At 65.2% G+C, this 19,263-nt stretch carries 17 protein-coding genes; 11 read left to right on the top strand and 6 right to left on the bottom strand.

Annotation, left to right across the window (positions count from 1 at the left end; translation table 11 throughout):
* Window positions 1-66: 66 nt before the first annotated feature.
* From BN973_RS22665 to BN973_RS22655, 3 genes are all read right to left on the bottom strand, one after another.
* On the bottom strand, window positions 67-2,283 hold the full coding sequence (locus BN973_RS22665; RefSeq protein WP_036470972.1) for a molybdopterin-containing oxidoreductase family protein: 2,217 nt from the start codon (window positions 2,281-2,283) through the stop codon (window positions 67-69).
* Window positions 2,284-2,319: 36 nt separating this feature from the next.
* A complete protein-coding gene (locus BN973_RS22660) occupies window positions 2,320-3,213 on the bottom strand; it encodes an alpha/beta fold hydrolase (RefSeq protein WP_139830320.1) in 894 nt (297 codons plus the stop codon).
* Window positions 3,214-3,296: 83 nt separating this feature from the next.
* Window positions 3,297-3,785, bottom strand: a complete 489-nt coding sequence (locus BN973_RS22655; RefSeq protein ID WP_051641418.1) for a MaoC/PaaZ C-terminal domain-containing protein — start codon at window positions 3,783-3,785, stop codon at window positions 3,297-3,299.
* A gap of 124 nt (window positions 3,786-3,909) precedes the next feature.
* On the opposite strand from BN973_RS22655, the gene BN973_RS22650 reads away from it, so the two are divergent.
* On the top strand, window positions 3,910-5,481 hold the full coding sequence (locus BN973_RS22650) for an aldehyde dehydrogenase family protein (protein ID WP_051641417.1): 1,572 nt from the start codon (window positions 3,910-3,912) through the stop codon (window positions 5,479-5,481).
* Window positions 5,432-5,677, top strand: coding sequence for a ferredoxin (locus BN973_RS32035; protein ID WP_084163496.1), 246 nt, complete (start codon window positions 5,432-5,434; stop codon window positions 5,675-5,677). Before BN973_RS22650 ends, BN973_RS32035 begins: the two co-directional genes overlap by 50 nt.
* 18 nt (window positions 5,678-5,695) lie before the next feature.
* On the opposite strand, the gene BN973_RS22640 is transcribed toward BN973_RS32035, so the two are convergent.
* Window positions 5,696-6,868: a CaiB/BaiF CoA transferase family protein gene (locus BN973_RS22640; RefSeq protein WP_232232131.1), complete on the bottom strand. Its 1,173-nt coding sequence runs from the start codon at window positions 6,866-6,868 to the stop codon at window positions 5,696-5,698.
* 210 nt (window positions 6,869-7,078) lie between these two features.
* Here BN973_RS22640 and BN973_RS22635 point away from each other — a divergent pair, with 210 nt between their 5' ends.
* The 7 genes from BN973_RS22635 (at window position 7,079) to BN973_RS22605 (ending at window position 14,711) form a co-directional block, all read left to right on the top strand.
* Window positions 7,079-8,173 (top strand): homogentisate 1,2-dioxygenase, encoded by a 1,095-nt coding sequence (locus BN973_RS22635; RefSeq protein ID WP_036472895.1) that lies wholly within the window; start codon window positions 7,079-7,081, stop codon window positions 8,171-8,173.
* A gap of 123 nt (window positions 8,174-8,296) precedes the next feature.
* Window positions 8,297-9,490: a cytochrome P450 gene (locus tag BN973_RS22630; protein ID WP_036470968.1), complete on the top strand. Its 1,194-nt coding sequence runs from the start codon at window positions 8,297-8,299 to the stop codon at window positions 9,488-9,490.
* Window positions 9,491-9,529: 39 nt separating this feature from the next.
* Window positions 9,530-10,363: a mycofactocin-coupled SDR family oxidoreductase gene (locus tag BN973_RS22625; protein ID WP_036470967.1), complete on the top strand. Its 834-nt coding sequence runs from the start codon at window positions 9,530-9,532 to the stop codon at window positions 10,361-10,363.
* A gap of 66 nt (window positions 10,364-10,429) precedes the next feature.
* Entirely contained in the window at window positions 10,430-11,728 is a 1,299-nt protein-coding gene (locus BN973_RS22620) for an FAD-dependent oxidoreductase (protein ID WP_232232130.1), read from the top strand.
* 51 nt (window positions 11,729-11,779) lie between these two features.
* Window positions 11,780-12,892 carry a Rossmann-fold NAD(P)-binding domain-containing protein gene (locus BN973_RS22615; RefSeq protein ID WP_036470966.1) on the top strand — a complete coding sequence of 371 codons (1,113 nt, stop codon included), beginning with the start codon at window positions 11,780-11,782 and terminating at the stop codon, window positions 12,890-12,892.
* Window positions 12,889-13,950 (top strand): NAD(P)H-dependent flavin oxidoreductase, encoded by a 1,062-nt coding sequence (locus BN973_RS22610; RefSeq protein WP_232232129.1) that lies wholly within the window; start codon window positions 12,889-12,891, stop codon window positions 13,948-13,950. The genes BN973_RS22615 and BN973_RS22610 overlap by 4 nt, the downstream gene beginning before the upstream one ends.
* On the top strand, window positions 13,941-14,711 hold the full coding sequence (locus BN973_RS22605) for an enoyl-CoA hydratase-related protein (protein ID WP_036470965.1): 771 nt from the start codon (window positions 13,941-13,943) through the stop codon (window positions 14,709-14,711). The genes BN973_RS22610 and BN973_RS22605 overlap by 10 nt, the downstream gene beginning before the upstream one ends.
* Window positions 14,712-14,722: 11 nt before the next feature.
* Here the strand turns inward: BN973_RS22605 and BN973_RS22600 are convergent, their stop codons facing one another.
* On the bottom strand, window positions 14,723-16,012 hold the full coding sequence (locus tag BN973_RS22600) for a cytochrome P450 (RefSeq protein WP_232232128.1): 1,290 nt from the start codon (window positions 16,010-16,012) through the stop codon (window positions 14,723-14,725).
* Between the two features lie 175 nt (window positions 16,013-16,187).
* On the opposite strand from BN973_RS22600, the gene BN973_RS22595 reads away from it, so the two are divergent.
* Complete coding sequence (locus BN973_RS22595) at window positions 16,188-17,744, top strand: AMP-binding protein (RefSeq protein ID WP_036470964.1); 1,557 nt, start codon at window positions 16,188-16,190, stop codon at window positions 17,742-17,744.
* Window positions 17,745-17,833: 89 nt separating this feature from the next.
* The gene (locus BN973_RS22590) at window positions 17,834-18,484 is read left to right on the top strand and encodes a TetR/AcrR family transcriptional regulator (protein ID WP_232232127.1); all 651 of its coding nucleotides are present in this window, start codon (window positions 17,834-17,836) and stop codon (window positions 18,482-18,484) included.
* On the opposite strand, the gene BN973_RS22585 is transcribed toward BN973_RS22590, so the two are convergent.
* Window positions 18,459-19,244, bottom strand: coding sequence for an enoyl-CoA hydratase/isomerase family protein (locus BN973_RS22585; RefSeq protein WP_036470963.1), 786 nt, complete (start codon window positions 19,242-19,244; stop codon window positions 18,459-18,461). The genes BN973_RS22590 and BN973_RS22585 overlap by 26 nt on opposite strands.
* Window positions 19,245-19,263 lie beyond the last annotated feature (19 nt).

The following is a 19,263-nucleotide window of genomic DNA, read 5'->3' as shown; positions in this document are numbered from 1 at the left end:
TCCTAGCATCATTCGAGCGGTGCCGCAGTGTAACGATCGTTCGCCGCGATCGTGGTGCGAACCGACTCAGGGCCGGGTCGCAAATTCTGGAGTCGGGGCGGGCGAGTCGCCTGCAACCGGCTCGAGCCGCACCGGGATCCCGTCGAGCAGCGTCATTCCCGCGATCTTCTCGACATCAGCGATCTCGGTGGACGCGAGAACGTTGATGTTCGGTCCACCGGCGTCATTGGCCCGTCGCCATCCCGCCGACCGGTGGCCCCAGCCGTGCGGTACCGCGACGGTGCCCTCGATGATCTCATCGGTCACGAGCACTTCCGTCTCGATCTCCCCCGACGCCGAGACGATGCGTACCCGATCGCCGTTCATCAGGCCGGCGCTCGCGGCGTCCTTCGGGTGCACCCGCGCGGTGTGTTTGCGGCGCGCCGTCATCAGCGACGGCAGGTTATGCATCCACGAGTTGTGAGAATGCAATTCGCGCAACGTGATCAGCGACAGTGGCAGGTCCGGGTCGGCTCTGTGCCGGTCACCGAGTCGGCGCGATTCGGCCAGTACCGCGGGGGCATCCAGATGCACCAGACCGTCCCTGTGTCGAATCCGTTTGCGCTGCTCGCCGGTGGGTTGATGCTCGCCGAGCTGTATCCCATTCGTCGCCGCCGTGAGCTTCTTCAGGCTTAATCCGTTGCGGCGCAATCCGAAGAAGTCGCCATAGGGTCCCAACCGGACGGCCAGGTCGACCAGGGTCCGCGGCTTCGGCCTGATGCCGAACCTGGCCGCCGTCCGCAGCGCCGGGGCGCTGTACGGGGCGATGCCGATACGGCGGGCGATTTCATCGATGATCTGCCACTCGTCCTTGGACTCGCCGCGCGGGGCGATCACCGGCTCGGTCGACTCCGCGAACGGAACAATGTGATATGGCGCGAATTGCAATGGCACATCGTGCTTCTCGAGAAACGTGGTGCCGGGCAAGATGTAGTCGGCCAGCAGGCCCGTCTCCGACACGTACAGGTCGATCGAGACCATCAGCTCGAGGCCCTTGATGCCGCGGGTCAGTTCGTCGGGATTGGGGTTGGCCAGGACCGGATTTCCACCGACGGTAAAGAACGCCCGCAACTGCCCGTCGCCCGGGGTGAGCATTTCCTTGCCCATCATCACCGACGGCAGCATGCCGAACGCGTCAGGGAAGCCGCCGATCCGGCCGAAATGCTTGCCGAACGTATCGGCGGCCTTGTTGAATGCCGGCGGGGTCAACGACTTGCCGAGCAGGGAGCCGCCGGGTCGATCGAAATTGCCCGTGACGACGTTCAGGGCGTCGAGCAGGAACACGGTCAGCGTGCCATGCCGACCACGGCAGGTGCCGATTCGCCCGTACACGGCGGCGCTCCTGGCGATCGCGAGATCGCGTGCGAGCTGGCGGATCTGATCGGCGGGAATGCCGGTACGCCGTGCGGCTTCCTCGCAGGTGAAGGTGTCACCGGCGACCATCTGACGCAGCATCTCGATACCGCGCGAGGTCTTGGCAATGGCCTCGCGGTCCTCGAGTCCCTCGTCGAAGATCACCCGCAACATTGCGCCCAGTAGCCACGCGTCTGAGTCCGGGCGCACCTGCAGGTGCTCGAAGACCCTCGCCGTCTCAGTGCGCCGCGGATCGACCACGACGACTCGTCCACCACGCTTGGGAATCGCCCGCAGTGTCTCTTTGATGTGCGGAGCGGTCAGCAGACTGCCATGCGACACAAAGGGGTTCGCACCCAGCATCAACAGGAAGTCGGTGCGCTCGAGGTCCGGGATCGGGAAGAGCAGGGCCGAGCCGTAGAGGAACGCGCTGGCAGCAGAGCGACTCGCGGTGTCTTGCGACCCCGGGGTGTAAAAGTGCGGCGATTGCAGCGCGTCGATGAATCCCTTCACCCACATCGGTGGCGAATACGAAAAGTACACGGGGTTGCCGAGATAAGCACCCACGGCGCTGCCGCCATGGGTGTCGACCACGGACCGAAGCTTCGAGGCGATCTCGTCGAAGGCCTGCTCCCAGCTGATCCGCTCGAACTGTTCGAGTCCGCCCTGTCCGCGCGGTACTCCGGGCTTGCGTCGCAACGGGTACAGCACCCGGTCCGGGTCGTTGACCAGCTCAGTCATCGCGACGCCCTTCGGGCAGCCGAAGCCCCGCGACATCGGGTGATCCTTGTTGGGTCGCATCTGGACGAGCACGCCGTCCTCCACTGTCGCGATGTACCCGCACAAGGCTTCGCAAATGCGGCAGTAGGTGTGCGTATTGGTAACCGTCATGGCGCGCCTCCGGGCTGTGGATCAACTGCGAAATCGCTAATCAGTAGATCTGTGTCGCGTGTCGCTTCGTGCGGCGATGAATTGCAGCACCAAATCGCGGAACTGGTCCGGGAATTCGATCATCGGACTGTGTCCCGAGCCGGCGATGACGACGAGTTCGGAGTTCGGCAACTTGTCGTGCATTCGGTGGGCGCAGCTGGGCGGCACGATGGCGTCGTGCTCGCCCCACACCAGCAACACCGGGCAGGTGATCGACTCGAGCACAGTAGCGTTCACGGCGCGACCGGCCGCGGCGATGGCAGCTACCGAACCCGGGCCGCCGAAGATCGGCATGGTCTGCGCCGCCAGCTCCGGCGACATTACGCCGGGATCGCGAAAGGCGGCGCACAGGGCCAGTCGCCGAACCCATGGTTTGGTCGCCAGCGCGTGGCGAATGAAGCGTCGCCGCAAGACGCCCACGCAGATGCGCAGGCCTACCAGAATCACGGCCAGGCGTCGCTCCGACATGGGCACCCCGCCGGAGTCGACCAAAATCAGGTTTCGGACCCGCTGCGGGTCCGCATTGAACATCGCTATCGCGACCAGTCCGCCCATGGAATGTCCGGAAACCGTTGCCGATTCGATGCCGAGCCGGCTGAGCAGTTCGAGCACCGTGCGGGCGTGGGTGGCCATTTCGGCCGGCGCGGGCAATGGGTCGGAATGACCGAACCCCGGCAAATCGACGGCGATGACTCGGTGCCGTTGGGCAAGTGCCGGAATGTTCTCGAGCCACCACTGCCAGCTGGCGGCCATGCCGTGCAACAACACAACGGCCGGGCCCGAGCCGCAGTCGAGGTAGCGGACCCGTACGCCGTTGATCTCGCGATCGGCGATCGACGGGCCCCAGTCGACATCGGTCCAGTGCGGAACGTGCGGCGCTCTCGACGTCACCACCGCTGTCCCTGCAGCGGAGCCGCAGTAAACCTCATGGCGATAGATTAATGGGTCCGGCCCGTTCGGGCCAGCATTCGGAGTTAATCGTCGACGGGGTGACGGCGGCGGACGACCTGGATGCCGAGCATCGTCATGACGAGGTCGCCGTTCTGATCCACCATCTCGTAGCGGCAATGTACGTCGGCCTTTCGCGGGCCCATTCTGACCTCGACGACCTGTAGCGATCCGGTGAGCACCGAGCCGGGCCGGACGGGATGCGGTAGGCGCATCCGGTCGAACCCCTTGCCCGCCACCAGCGCGAGCCGTGCGATGAACGTGCGCGACGAGATGCTCGCGAACAATGCAAGCGTGTGCATGCCGCTGGCGATCACGTCCCCAAACGGCGATTCGGTTCCATCAATGTGAATCGGCAGTGGATCGAATTGCCGTGCAAAGTGGATGATTTCGTCGCGGGTCACCTTGACGGAGCCCAGGCTCATCCAGTCTCCGATGGCCAGATCCTCCGCGTACAGAATCCGATCGGCGTCGATCGACGCCAGATCGCGGCCCTCGTGTGGCTGCACACTCATCCGATCAGGCTAGAGCGTCGGCCGGCTGGCTGTCGGGCCGGCTCGGCAGCTGCACTCCGCCGTCCCCATGCGGTACCAAACACTGTTAGGATATCGGCACCGCAGTCCACCGAAAGGACCGTCGATGGCGACGCAGACCGACTTGGGTGTGAGCGACTCAGTGCAGGGATCCGGGTTGATCACCGTGCGCTGTCCCGCGGATGGACGGGTTGTCGGCGCCGTGCCCGACATGACGGCGGGACAGGTGCACGACGTCGCGCAGCAACTGCGCGCCGCGCAGCCGGCGTGGGAGGAACTGGGCCCCCGGGGCAGGGCCAAACACCTGCTACGGCTGCTGGACTGGGTGCTCGACAACGACAAACGGTTGATCGGCCTGATGCAGGAGGAAACCGGGAAATCGTGGGGTGACGCCCAGGTCGAGACCGCGGTATTCGTCGACACGGTGAACTATTTCACCAAGCATGCCGCCGAATTCCTCGCTGACCGCACCGTCGAGCGTTCGGGCGCGATGGCGTTGACGAAGAAGTTGCGCGTGTTCCATCGGCCGCATCAGCTCGTCGGCGTCATCACCCCGTGGAACGGCCCGCTCGCTACCTCGACCGTGGACGGCATCCCGGCGCTGATGGCCGGAGCGGCGGTCCTTTTCAAGCCGTCCGAGGTCACGCCACTGACTTGGGCCGAAGTCGTCCGTGGCTGGCTGACCGAGATCAACGGACCACCGGTGATGGCATGTGTGACCGGCGGCGGTGCCGTCGGGGCCGCGGTGGTCGACGAGGTGGACATGATTCAGTTCACCGGATCGACCGCCACCGGCCGAAAGATCGCCGCCAGAGCGGGGGAGCGGCTCATCCCATGCAGCCTGGAGCTTGGCGGCAAGGACGCGATGATCGTGCTCGACGACGCCGATATCGACCGTGCGACCAGCGGTGCGGTCTGGGGCGGCCTATGGAACTCCGGTCAGATTTGCGTTTCAGTGGAGCGAATCTACGTGGAGGACAAGGCCTATGACGAATTCGTGGACAAGCTGACCGCCAAAGTCGCGGCGCTGCGCCAGGGTATGGACCGTGCAGGGAGCTTCAAAACCGATATCGGGGCGATGGCCACCGAGAGGCAGTTGAACATCGTCGAGCATCATGTCACCGATGCCCTGCAGGCCGGCGCCCGCGCCGTGACCGGCGGTAACCGTCGTGACGACGGCATGTTCTTTGAGCCGACGGTGCTGACCGGCGTTGACCATTCGATGGCGTGCATGCGCGAGGAAACGTTCGGTCCGACCCTGCCGGTGATGCGAGTGCGTGACGAGGACGAGGCCATCGAGTTGGCCAACGACTCGCCCTACGGGCTGGCCGCCAGCGTGTTCAGCGCGAACAAGGAGCGCGCGGACCGGGTCGCTCGCCGGTTGGAAACGGGCGCCGTCAACATCAACAGCGTGCTGACCGCCACCATGCTGCTCACCCTGCCGATGGGCGGCTGGAAGTCCTCGGGTGTCGGTGGCCGCAATGGCGGGGCCGCTGGACTGCTGAAGTTCTGCCGGCAGCAGGCAATCGTGACCGAGCGGTTCAATCTGAGGTCCGAGCCGCACTGGTATCCATACCGGCCGCGGATGAGCCGGCTGCAGGCAATGTTGGTGCGGCTCACCGGCGCTCATGACTGGCGGCGGCGGCTCGGCCGCAAGGGCAAGAACCGCGAGGGGTGAGAGGTTGTCTCGGGTTTCGATCGACTCAGGAAAGTGCCAGGGGCACGGCCGATGCGTGCTGATCGCCCCGGCCTACTTCGACATGGACGACGCCGGTTTCGGTGTGGTGCTGCGCGACGAAGTCGACGCCGCGGACAAGGCCGATGTCGACGAGGCGGTGCTGAGCTGCCCGGAACACGCCGTCATCCTGGAATGACCTGTGCCGCTCGCGGTCTCAGCTGGGTCCGGAGACCGTTTCGTCGGCAATCAAGGCATTGACTTCGCCGTCGCCAAAACCGGACTCGCGCAGTACATCTCGGGTGTCGGCCCCGGTTGCGCTCGGGGCCGGGCCGGTACGCCCCGGCGTGCGGGATAGCCGGGGAGCAGGGCTGGCGGTCAGGGATCCGTCCGGCTCGGTGACGAGCGTGGCGCGCGCCCGCAAATGTGGGTCGTCCGCGAGTTCGTCGAGTTCGAGAACGGGGGCTCCGCAACCGTCCACATCGGCGAACACCGAGGTCCAGTGCGAACGCGGTTTGGTGGCGAAAACGCTTGCGATTCTTTCGCGCAATTCGGCCCAGCCCGCCGGGTCGAGCTGCGCCGAATAGTCGACACCGTCGAGGCCCAGCGCGCCCAGGAAATTGGCGTAGAACTTGGGTTCGATCGCGCCGACCGCGAAGAAGCGACCGTCGGAGCACGCGTAGGGGCCATAGAACGGCGCGGCTCCGGACAGGATGTGGCGACCGCGGCCGGCCCATATCCCCGCGTTGAACTCGGCCAGGTTGGTGAGGTTGAGAAGTGCTGAGCCGTCGGCGATCGCGGCGTCGATGACCTGGCCGCGGCCGGTGATGGTGCGTTCATAAAGTGCCATCACAATTCCCAGCGCGGCGAACAGTGACCCACCCGCCAAGTCGCCCAGCATCGCCAGCGGCGGTACCGGCCGTTCCTCCCCGATCACACCGAGCGTTCCCGCGATCGCGGCGTAGTTGATGTCGTGTCCGGCCCTGTCCCGGTAGGGTCCGTGCTGGCCCCAGCCGGTCAGCCGGGTATAGATCAGCCTCGGATTGCGTTCGCACAGCACGTCCGGGCCCAGCCCGCGGCGTTCCATCGTGCCGGGACGGTTGCTCTCCAGCAGGACATCGGCGGCGTCGGCAAGTCGAGCGATCACCTCTGGCCCGCGCGGCGCGCGCAAATCGACGATGACCGACCGTTTACCGCGCGACAGCGACTTGGCCGGATCGAAGGGGTGCGGTGTCGCCGGCCGTTCGACTGCGACCACGTCGGCTCCGAAATCGGCGAGCAGCATGGAACAGAAGGGGCCGGGACCCAGTGCGCTCAGGTCCAGCACGCGCACGCCCGTCAACGGCGGCGGACCGGTCGGGGCGCGGCGCGGTGCTGAAGGCTCGACCACCCGGCCAAGATACCAAACATAGTTCGTTTGTAGCTGCCTGGCCCGCGACTCGGTGGGCGACCAGTTGTGGTTTGTGGGGTGGAAATCGATCGTCGCGATAGGGCTGAACAGCTAGTTCGAGCCGAGCGGCGACCTCGGACGACCGATCCAGGGCATAACCAAATAATGATCGTCAAATGCTTGATGATGACCTAAGCTGGCGCCATGACCATGCGAACCTTGATCCAGCTCAGTAAGGGAAAGACGAGCAGGCAGGCTCACCGCGATCTGCCCGGCGCCGGCACCAACGGCGAACTCCTCAAGGACGACGAACTCACCCGGCGTGGTTTCGACGGCCGTGAGGCCGTGTTGTACCGCTCCAATGACCCCACCGTCTTCCGCAGCGAGGGCCGGTTCCGGTCGACCAGCGTGATGCTTGGTGACATCAAGCCAGAGGATCTGACCGATCCGCGTGGCAGCGCCCAACGGCTGTACTACAACGCCGATGCCACCATCTGGTTGTCGCGCCGGGCCGAGCCGATGCCGTTCTACCGGCGCAACGTCGACGGCGACGAGTGCTGGTTCGTCCATCGCGGATCGGGGACCGTCGAAACGGAATTCGGGCCAATCGGTTACGGGCAAGGCGATTACGTCGTGATTCCCAAGGCAATCACGCATCGCTTCGTGGTCGACGGGGGCGAGTGCATGTTGTTCGGCATCGAGACGGTCGGTGAACTGCGAGCCCCCAACTACGTGGGCCTGGGCCGCCACGCTCCGTTCGATCCCGACGTGATTCGCGTGCCCGAACCCGTTGCCATGGCCTCCGATCGCGACGAATACGAGATCAGGGTCAAGTACGACAACGAGTACTCATCGATCTACGTCGGCCAGCACCCGTGTGACGTGCAGGGCTGGAAGGGCGACTACTTCCCGTTTGCCTTCAACATCGCGGACTGGAACGTGATCATGTCCGACAGCCTGCATTTGCCGCCGTCGATGCATTGCTTCCTGGTCGCCGACGGGATCAACATCATCAACTTGCTTCCGCGGCCGTTCGAGTCGGTGGCGGGAGTCGAGCGCATTCCGTGGTTCCACCGCAACGCCGATTACGACGAGATCGCGCTGATCCACGGAGGAAAATCGCTGGGACGTCCGCTCAAATCCGGTCTCGTCAGCCACGATCCGCAGGGGATCCACCACGGCTTCCCCGACCGTGCTCGCATCAAGTCTCGCCGGGAGTGGGACGAACACTCGCGAATCGAGTGGGAGATCATCATGGTCGAGGCCGCACGGCCGCTCAAGTTGGACCCCGTCGTTCAGGTTTGACGATCCCGGTGCCCGGCGTAGGTCACGTTGCATGTTGGACGTGATCCACTTCATATGGCATGCTGGCCAATTAAATACCAAACGCTGTTTGACTACTCTTTGTCCGAGACTCGGAGCGTTTCCATGACTTCTTCCGCTGTTGAGCGCGACGCCGCCGCTCTGCTGCCCACCTTCGACCTGTTCGACCCCGAACACGAGAACTGGAAGTACGACGCTTTCGCCTATGCGCGCAGGCACTGTCCGGTGGTGCGCGTCGAGACCGAACTGACCGGGCCGATGTGGATGGTCACCCGGTACGCCGATGTCCGGAAGGTTCTCGAGGATCCGGAAACGTTCTCGTCGCGGGGAGGATCACCGGCGCCCACCCCGATCGGCCTGGGCCCACTGGATTCGGATCCGCCGCTGCACACCGGATTTCGTAAGCTGCTCAACCCCTACCTGTCGCGCAAGTACTCGCTGACGTTCGAAACCGAAATGCGCAGCATCGCCCGCGAGCTCATCGACGGGTTCATCGACAACGGCAAGGTTGAACTCCTGGGCGAGTTCGCCGGACCGTTCGTCTCCCGGGTGCTCGCGTCGGTGGTCTTCAAGGAGACCGACATGGCGAAAATGGAGCGGGCCAAAGAGGTCGTGTTCGCCGTGACCGAGGACGGCACCGAGCAAGCCTTCATCAACCTTGGCATGCTGGCCGCCGAATACCTGGCCGCGGCCACGGAGAACCCGCCCGCCGAAGAGGGCATTCTGCGGTCCCTGGTGACCGGCACCGTCGACGGCAAGCCGCTGGACCCGCAGGAAGCGCTCGGCGCGATCTGCGTGCTATTCCTGGGTGGGCTGGACACCACCCGCTCGGCGATTGGCACCATCGCCATGAACATCGCGCTGCAGCCGGAACTTGAAGCCCGCGTACGTGATCCGCGTTGGGTACGTAACGACATGGATGAGTTCATCCGGCACGCTTCCCCGGTCGCCACATTCGGCCGCACGGTCACCCGGGACACCGAGGTTGGCGGTTGCCCGATGCGCAAGGGTGACCGGGTGTTGGTGCGTTTCGACTCGGCCAATCGCGATGAAGAGAAGTTCCCCGACGCCGACCGGCTGCAGTTCGACCCACCGCGAGGGGGCAATGCCGGCTTCGGTCTGGGGATTCACCGGTGTGTGGGCATGCACCTGGCCCGGGTCGAGATCACGATCGCGTTCGAAGAGTTATTGGCGCGCATCACCAACCTGAAATTCGACGGAGACCCGGCCGACCTCAAGTGGGCCCCCGGTATCGCCAACTGCCCCGACCGTGTTCCGTTGATTTTCGAAAAGGTTTGAGCAGAAGCTTATTTCGTCCACCCTTGATTGGAGAAGTAGATGACCGGACGGGTAGCCGGCAAGGTCGCGCTGATCACCGGAGCGGCGCGCGGTCAGGGTCGCAGCCACGCGCTGCGGCTGGCCGCGGAGGGCGCCGACATCATCGCGCTCGATATCTGCCGGCAGATCGAGTCGGTGCCCTATGCGCTGGCGACGCCGGAGGATCTCGAGGAGACCGGCCGCCAGGTCAAGGAACTCGGCCAGAACGTGGTGACCCGCGAGGTCGACGTCCGCGACGGTGAGGCGCTGACCGCGGCGGTGAACGACGGCGTGAGCCAACTCGGGCGACTCGACATCGTGGTGGCGAATGCGGGCATCATGTCGATCGGCCCGTCGTTCGAACTGTCTGAGCAGACCTGGTCGCAGGTGGTCGATATCAACCTGTCCGGGGTGTGGCGAACGACGAAAGCCGCGGTGCCGCACCTGATTGCCGGCGGCAATGGTGGATCGATCGTGCTGACCAGCAGCATCGCCGGGCTCATCGGTCAGCCCGGACTCGCGCACTATGTCGCGGCCAAGCACGGCGTGGTCGGGTTGATGAAGACGCTGGCGCTCGAGCTGGCGCCGTTGAGCATCCGGGTGAACACGGTCAACCCGACGTGTGTCGATACCGACATGATCATGAACGAGGCGACTTATCGGATCTTCTTGCCCGACGATCCGCATCCCACGCGGGACAAGTTCGCCGTTCCGGCCGGGGAGATGAACGCGTTGCCGGTGCCGTGGATCGAAAGCGACGACGTGAGTAATGCGGTGTTGTTCCTGGCCAGCGACGAAGCCCGCTACATCACCGGCATCTCGCTGCCCGTCGATGCGGGCGCCGTGGCCAAGTGATACTCGGTGGCCCTCGATGCGACCGCAAAGAATTTGAGGGGCAAGGTGTCTGGGTCAGCTGACGAAGTGTTTGACGTATTGGTCATTGGTGCGGGCGCCGGTGGCATGGCAGCGGCGGCGCGCCTGAACAAGCTCGGATATCGGACCTTGCTCGCCGAATGCCGCGATCGAGTCGGCGGACGAGCCTCCACGGTCGACATCGACGGATTCCGGGTCAACACCGGTGCGTTGATCATCGAAACGGGCGGCGAGAACGGGAGGCTGTTCGACGATCTGGGGCTCTCGATGGGGACCAGGTTGCCCGCGCAGCCGCTGGTGTTGCGTCTGGGCAAACGCGATGTGCCGGTGATGAACGGGGTGCCCGGCGCGATGCTGAAGTGGGCGGTTGCGCTGCTGGGTGTCACCGCTCGGCGGTTCCCGCGGCTACGACCTTCGTCGGGGCGCACGCTCGCGGACGTCACGACGCGGCGCGGACCGTTTGTCCGCGGCCTGCTGCGCAATCTGACCAGCGCCCTGTTTGCGGCCGAGCCTGCCGACGTGGAAGCCGCACTGCTGTTCGACTACCTGACCAAACCAAAGGCGTTGGACACCTACGCCATGCATCCCGAGGGCAGCATCGGCCCGTGGCGGGCATTGGCCGACGAATTTCAGCGCACCGGCGGGGTGCTGTGGCTCAATAGCGAGGTCACCCGGCTGACATTCGACGACGCCGGTCGCGTCGACGGCGCAATCGTGCGCCACGACGGCCGGGACGTGTCGGTCTCGGTGGGCGTCGTGGTCAGCAACGCCGGCCCGGTGGCGACGGTGCGAATGTGCGGCGAGGAGAATCTGCCCCGCGGGTACGCCGAACGGATTCGGGCGCAGTCGGCACCGAGCACGCTGATCACGGTGAACTTCGCCAGCCGGCGGCCGCTGACCACGGTGCCCGGCGTGGTGTTCTTCGGTCCGACCCGCCGACTCGCCTACGCGGCCAACCTGACCGAGACGTGCCCCGAGATGGCGCCACCGGGATGGCATCTCTACGCCGGCGCCGGCACGCCACATCCGGCGACCGGTGCGTTCGATGAAGCCGCCGAGATCGAAATGCTGAAAGCCGATCTCGCCGAGCACTTTCCAGGTTTCGAGACGGCAAAGATCCTGTCGATCCAAATATGTGCGGGTGAGGACTGGCCCGCTCAGCGGGCAATCGCCGGCCGCGACCTTCCGCAGACCACCCCGATTCCCAACCTGTTCAACGTCGGGGACGGAGTGCGGGAATGGGCGACAGCGGGTCAAAGCGGCTGCGTGCACTCGGCCCGATTGGTCGTCGAACGCGTTGTGGCGCAGTTCCCGGCGCTGGCTAAGCAGGCCGACGGTGTGGTTTGATGGCCACGAACCAATTACTGTTTGGTTAATCCAACTGCGAGTGGTGAGGCGATGAAGACGCTTGTTATCGGCGGCAGCGGATCCACGGGTGTTCCGGTGCTGGAGGGCCTACTGCGCCGCGGCCACGACGTGACGATGCTGCACCGCGGCGTGCACGAACCCGATGGTCTACCGGATGTCCCGCATATCCACGCCGACCCGCACTTCCCGGACACCCTGACCGAGGCCATTGGCAGTGCACAGTACGACCTGGTGCTGGCGATGTACGGACGAGTCGCCACCATCGCCGAGGTGTTCGCCGGTCGGTGCGGGCACCTGATCAGCATCGGCGGCGTGCCCGCCTACCGAGGGTGCCTGCAGGCGGCCAAGATCCACCCCTACGGTATGGCGCTAAACGCCCGCGAGGACGGCCCGCTGTCCGACGCCACCGAGCCGGTCCCGAAATTCGCCAAGCTGATTCGCGCCGCTGAACGAGCGGTGCTCGACCGGGCTGAGGCCGGTGATTACCGGGGCACGGTGATCCGTTACCCGGCGATCTACGGTCCCCGCAACCTGGTGCCGTGGGAGTGGTCCGTGATGCGTCGGGTTCGTGACGGTAGGACCCGGATGATATTGCCGGACAACGGATTATGGATCATCTCTCGGTGCGCCGGGCGCAATGCCGCCGCGGTGGTGCTCGGTGCGGTGGACCATCCCGAGGTGGCCAACGGGCAGGCCTACAACGCCGCCGATGACGACCAGTTCACGGTGCGGCAGTGGGCCGACGCCGTCGTCGACATCATGGGCGCCGAGCTGGAATTTGTCGGGGTGCCCCGGGAGATGGCGCCGTCAGCGCTCATCGAGCTGCTGCCGCCGACCGGTGACCCCCACATTCTGCTGGACAACAACAAGGCCAAACGCGAGCTTGGCTATACACAGGTGGTGCCCGCACACGTGGCAATGGTCGAGGCGGTCGAGTGGCTCATCGCCAACCCGGTGACGCCCGCGGACTATCCGTTGTATCCGGCCCGTTTCGATTACGACGCCGAGGACCGGCTCATCGACGCTTACCTCGAGGCGGTGCGGTGGGTGCGTGAACAGGCTCCCGACGAAGCGCCTGATGTGCGGCACCCGATGCCGCATCCCAAGACCGTGTCCGTCGGCCGCGATGAGGGCGGTCGGTGAATGTCTATGATTGGGAGGCCGTGGTGAGCCATATGTGGCGCCGATTCCAGGATCTCGTTGGTGTCGAGTACCCGGTCATGCAGGACGGCATGGGCCCCTCGCCCACGACATACCTGGCCGCCGCGGTATCGGCGGCCGGCGGGCTGGGCACAGTCAGCTGTCCGAGCATCGTCAACACTTCGGAAGACTTTCTGCGCAAGGGCTTTCGTGGCGCGATCGAGCATGTCGCCTCGAACACCGACCGCCCGTTCGCGGTTAATGTGCCGGTCGGTCGCACCCCTGACGGAGAACTGCTGCTGGTCAGCCGCACCTGCATCGACGAAGCGATATCGGTCAAGCGCGACGGCGGCAAGGCGGCCGAGCAGCTGCGTGCGATCGTGACCTCGGCGGGTTTCGCCGGCGAGTTCGGTTCCGCCATCCGCGAATCCGGCCTGGTGCACATGGCCAAGGTGGGTTCGGTGCGGCACGCGGTGAAGGCCGCCGATTACGGGGCGGACGTCATCATCGCGTCCGGCTACGAGATGGGCGGGCATACCCACGCCAAAGGCGTGCACACAATGGTGTTGGCGCCGCAGGTAATTGGCGCCCTCGACCTGCCGGTGGTGGTCTCCGGTGGCATCTGCGACGGACGGGGGCTGGCCGCGGTGCTGGCGATGGGTGGTGCCGCGGCGGCCATGGGTACCCGCTTCATCGCCACTCGGGAACACCAATGGCATCAAGCCTACAAGCAGCGCATCGTCGACGCCAAAGAATGGGATGACGTCGTCTACGGCGGCATCTACGCACCGATCCGCGGATTGCGTAACGACGCGATCGCCGCGCTGGACAAGGCACGAGAGACACTCTCGCCCACGGAGTTCCAGGCCTGGGAAGAAGAGCAGATCCGTGTCGCCCAGCGCGACGGTGACGTCGAGCGCGGCCTGCTGGTCGCCGGTCAGGTGTCCGCGGCGATCCACGACATTCCCACCGTGGCCGAGCTGGTCACGCGGATCGTCACGCAGGCGCGTGAGCTGTTGTCCGCCTCGGCGTCGGTGCTGAAAGAGCCGGCGTGTCCGTAACGGAGACGATCCACGCCAATGGGGTGGCCGAGCTGGTGGTCTGCCATCCGCCCGCCAACGCTTACACGATCGCCGATTTGGCACGTCTTACGGAGTTGCTGCGCAGCTATGAGCACCGCGGTGAGGTTCGCGCGGTCGTGCTTCGCGCCGACGGCAAAGGGTTCTGCGCCGGTGGTGACCTCAAAGAGGTTCAGGCGTTGCCGGGGTTTGAGGGAATTCTCGGACAGGCCAGGGGGTCGCAGGATTCCAGCCTGGCGATTGCCGAGTGCGCGGTACCGGTGATCGGTTGCGTCCATGGCTACTGCGTTGGAGTGGGGGTGCTGATAGCCGGCACCTGCGATGTGCTCATCGGCTGTGTGGCAACGAAATTCGTGCTCGCCGAGGTCGACAACGGAGCCACGACCGGCGGAGTGCAGGCGCTCGGGTTGCTGCCGGAGAAGCGGATGCGCGCCGCGATGTTCACCTGTGAACCGTTCGACATCGCCGAGTTGTACGGCTACGGCAGCGTTTACCACGTGGAACCGAGCGTGGCGGCGGCGGTCGACCGGGCCAGGGAAGTCGCGGCGACGATCGCGGCCAAGACACCCCGGGTGGTGCGTGCGATGAAACAGTCGCTGAACAACACCGCCGCCCGCGATCTACGCACGCTCTACCGACAGGAGCTTAGCTACACCTTCGAGCTCAACATGCTCGGAGACGCCTCCGCCGCAAGGCAAACCTTTCTCGATCGGACCCGCACGGGCTATCTGGACGGTGACTGATCGACCCCGAGTCAGCCCGCGGTCGCGGCTGTCAGCCGAACCGGTAGGGCGCTGGCGAAACCGGTCAGCACCCGAGGGCCGGGGGTGAAGGTGGCCGGCATCGCGAGGTAGCCGTTGACCAAAGGGATTGTCGGATACGCCCGGACCCGCTCGACGTCGATGACGTAGTCGGGCATCCGATTGAGCACTTCGCCGAGCAGCACGGTCAACTCCATCGGTGCCAAGAACGACCCGAGGCAGCGATGCACACCAAATCCGAAAGACAAGTGCTTGCCGCTGTTTTCGCGGTCCAACCGGACCTCGTCGGGGTGCGCAAAGACGTCGGGATCGAGATTGGCCCCACCGATCGCGCAGTACACCCGATCACCCGGGGCGAATCGGTGACCATCGATGTCGACGGGTTTGGCGACGGTGCGGGCAACCCCAGTGCCGGGAGGGAAGTACCGCAACATCTCATCGATGGCGGCGGGAATCCGGGTGGGCTCGGCGATCAGCATCTCGCGGGCGCTGGGATGCGCGCCAAGGTAACCGAACATGTGCGCGATCAGTGCGGTCGAGGTATCAATCCCGCCGTTCAGCAACATGAACAACAATTCGGTGACCATGTCGTCGTCGAGGGGCTTGCCGTCGACTTCGCCGGTCAGCAGCGCATCGACCAGATCGCCGCGCGCGCCGGCACTCGCTCGCCGCTCGACGACGGTAGACCGCACATCCTCGATCAGCGTCACGAGATCGCGCGCCGAACCCTTTTCCCGGTACACGGCTTTGTGCAACGTCGTGGCGTACTGCTCCCACTTGTCCAGGGACAGGCCGAAGTAGTCGAGGGACACCATTGCGGGCAGCGGATTGGCGATTTGGTCGACGAAATCGACGCTGCCGGAGGCGATCACGCGATCGATCGTCCACGACACAATCTCCTGCATTCGTGGGCGGTATGCGTCGATCGCCTTGCGCGACAACAGCGGAGCCAGCAGCTTGCGGTAGGCCTGGGATACCGGTGGGTCCATCTCCATCATGCCCATGCGCACCGGGTTGGTCGGCACCGTCGCGCCGCCCCTCACCACGTTGTCCCCGAACGAGAGTTCGCGGCCACTGACGAATGTCTCGGGGTCGGCCAGCACCTTCTTGATGTCGTCATAACGGGTCAGCACCGAGAAGCCGTCATGCCGATCACTGTGCGCGACGGGGCAGTCTCGCCGCATGCCGGCATAGATGTCGCGCCAGTGCTGGGCGAAGTCCTGCGAGTGATGGTCGAACTGATCCACAGCGATGCTCCCGATCCGGGTGACTTCGACGGTCACTTTATCGAACAACGTTTGGTATAGCAAGGTTGCCGGCCCGCTCGTGGCGCGTCGGCCGTCCCCGTAATCCGATTGGCACCCGGCGATGAGTCGGGGATATTCAACCAAACATCATATGGTTATGATGAGCGCACCGCAGTGCCGATGTGCCACAGCAACGTTGAAGGGACCGGCGATGAGCATTGAGCACTATGCGACCGACGTCGTTGACTATCACTGCCACCGCCGGCCGGATCGCCCGGCAATCGAGGACGCCCGCTCCGGTGAGGTGCACACGTGGCGTGAGCTTGAGGACCGGGTTGCCGGGTTGGCGGGTGCGCTGACCGACGACCTCGGTGTCGGCCGCGGCGACCGGGTCGCGGTGCTGGCTGCCAATCACCCCTGGATATTGATCTTGCAGTTCGCGTGCATGCGGATCGGGGCCATCTTGGTTCCGCTGAACTTTCGGCTCGCGCAACCTGAGCTCGAGTTCTGCTGTGCCGATTCAGAACCCGCCGTGCTTGTGCACGACGCGACCTGGGGTGACGTGGCGGCACGAGTCGGCGCAGCCGCGCGGGTTCCACGGCTGGCTTCGTTCGACGCAGAGGGTGCCGGGTACGACATCGTCGCCGCGGCGGAAGGCGCGTCGCGTCGGAGTGCCAGGCCCACCGTCGAGGTCACCGATCCGGTCCAGCTGATCTACACGTCGGGGACCACCGGACGTCCGAAGGCCGCGATCTGCACGCACCGGATGCTGCACTACCAGATGCTTAATTCGCTGGATCCTTACGAACTCACTTCGCGCAGCCGATATCTCGCGGTGCTGCCGTTCTTTCACGCTGCGGGCCTGAACAGCATGACCAACCCGATCCTCGCGCTGGGCGGCACGGTGGCGATCGTGCCCGCCTTCGACCCGGCGGAGGTGGTGAGGTTGCTTTCCGATCCCGCACAGGGATTCACCCATTTCTCCGGAGCGCCGGTGATGTACCAGGTGATGGCGGGGGTTCCGGCGTTCGCCGACGCCGATTTCGGCCATCTGACCCACGGCCAGGTCGGCGGCGGGTTCTTGAACTACGAGGTCACCAAGGCGTTCTACGACCGCGGCTGGCCGTTGAGCCCCGGGTACGGTGCCACCGAGATGGGGCCCATCGTCAGCGTGGTGAGGACATCGGACACGCTCACGAAATTCGGTTCGTGCGGTGATCCCGTGCAGTACACCAACATTCGCATTGTTGGCCCGGACGGCCGGGATGTCGGGGTCGGCGAGGCAGGAGAGCTGTGGGCCAATGGGCCGGCAGTGACGGTCGGATACTGGCGCCGCAATCGGGATGACGACGCCTCCTTCGCCGGGGACTGGTTCCGCACCGGCGATGCGGTCAAGCGTGACGAAGACGGTTTCTTGACGATGGTCGACCGCTTCAAGGACATGTACAAGTCGGGTGGGGAGAACGTCTACCCGGCCGAGGTCGAGCGAGTGCTCCACGAGCATCCCGATGTTGCCGATGCGGCCGTCATCCCGATCGTCGACGAGCGCTGGGGTGAGGTCGGCCGGGCGTTGATCGTGCTCAATCCGGGGGCCGAGCTCGACCGCGACGCACTCGCCGGGCATTGTCGCGAGCGCCTGGCCAGGTACAAGGTGCCGGCCGAGTTCATGGCGGTGGAGCCGTTCGAGCGCAACGTGACCGGCAAGCTGCCCAAGGCCGACTTGAAGAAGCGATACGGTTCGCTGACCCCGACCGTGTCGGCGCAATGAGTGTCGCCCCGCCGGGTGGGGCGGTGTTTGGTTAACCTGGGGGCACACATTCCTGGAAGGTGAACGGCATGGTACGGCCCAAGGTTGCGTTGATCTCGCGGCGCAAGGTGCTTGAAACGGCGCTCACCATCATCGACGAAGACGGCCTGGCGAGTTTGAGCATCCGTCGACTGGCCGACGCGCTGGGAGTCAACGGCGCGTCGCTCTACCATCACTTCGAAAATAAGGATGAAATCCTAGTTGGGGCAGCGGAATTGGCGCTTAGCAAAGTCCGCACCCCCGAAGCGTCGGAAGACAATTGGCGGCACTGGCTGTCTCAGAACGCGCGCAATTTGCGCAACGCGTTGCTCGAGCATCCAGGACTGGTGCCCCTGATCGTGTCCAAGCGATCGCTGGGGATGGGCGTGCGCATGCTGGACACCTCGGCGGAACGGTTGATGGCGGAGGGGGTGCCGAGCGCGGCGGTCATGCCGTTGCTCGATGCGCTGGAGCTGTTCGCCATCGGCAGCGCTTTGCATGACACGCAAGGCTATTCGCCCGAGGATCAGCACGACATCGACTCCGACAAATATCCCGCGCTGGCCAAGGCGATGTCGGAGAGCGGTCTGTCCTCGGAGGAGATCTTCGACCTCGTGACGTCGAGCATCCTCGATGCGATCGATGCCGCGATCAAAGTGCGCCAGGCGCGGTGGCTGCCGGCCGGCCGCGGACCTGCTAACGGCCGCGGAAAGCGGGCTTAGCGGACGGTCCATGTGCCAGCAGCGTCTCGACGCCGATGGCCGCGTCCTCGCTGCTCAGCACCGGTCCCGCCAGGTCTGGGGTCGCCGCGTCGGCGGCGGCGACGCCACGATCTCGGGCGAGTGTGATGATCTGCTTGGCGATCCCGGTGGCCACGGTTGGCCCCGCCGCGAGTTCGGCCGCGAATGCGCGCGCCGCCGCCAACAATTCGGATTCCGGGAGGACCTTGTCCACGACCCCCCAGTCATGCAGCAGCGGCGCTTCGTAGGTTCGCCCGGTGATCACCATTTCGGTGGCGTGTGCCACCCCGGCGCGCGCGACGAGTCTTTGGGTGCCTCCGGCGGCGGGGGTGATGCCCACCCGGGCTTCGACGAGGCCCATGCTGGCTTTCGAAGCCGCCCAGATGAAGTCGCAGGCCAGCGTCAATTCGAGGCCGATGGTGAGATTCAATCCGTGCACCACCGCGACCGTGGGCACCGGGAGGCGCTCGATCCGCTGGACCAGGCCCAGCAGGCGTCGGCTGAACTCGGTGCCGGCAGCGGCGTCCATGATGGTGAACTGCTGTGCCTGTACCCCCGCGCAGAAGACCTTGCCTTCCGCGCGCACGATCAGCGCTCGCACGTCATCCGAAAGATCGTCTAGCGCAGCGTCGTACGCGTCGGCCACCTCGGGGGTGAACAGGTTGAGCCCCGGCGCCGCCCACACGATCTCGACCACGTCACCGTCGCGCTCGAGCCGAAGATCGCCGTGCCGGATGGTCATGTGCGGAGCGTACTGACGT

Source organism: Mycobacterium triplex (genome assembly GCF_000689255.1).
Taxonomy (GTDB): Bacteria; Actinomycetota; Actinomycetes; order Mycobacteriales; family Mycobacteriaceae; genus Mycobacterium; species Mycobacterium triplex.
The sequence above is the reverse complement of the archived record's forward strand: the minus strand, read 5'-3'. Positions and strand labels throughout refer to the sequence as shown.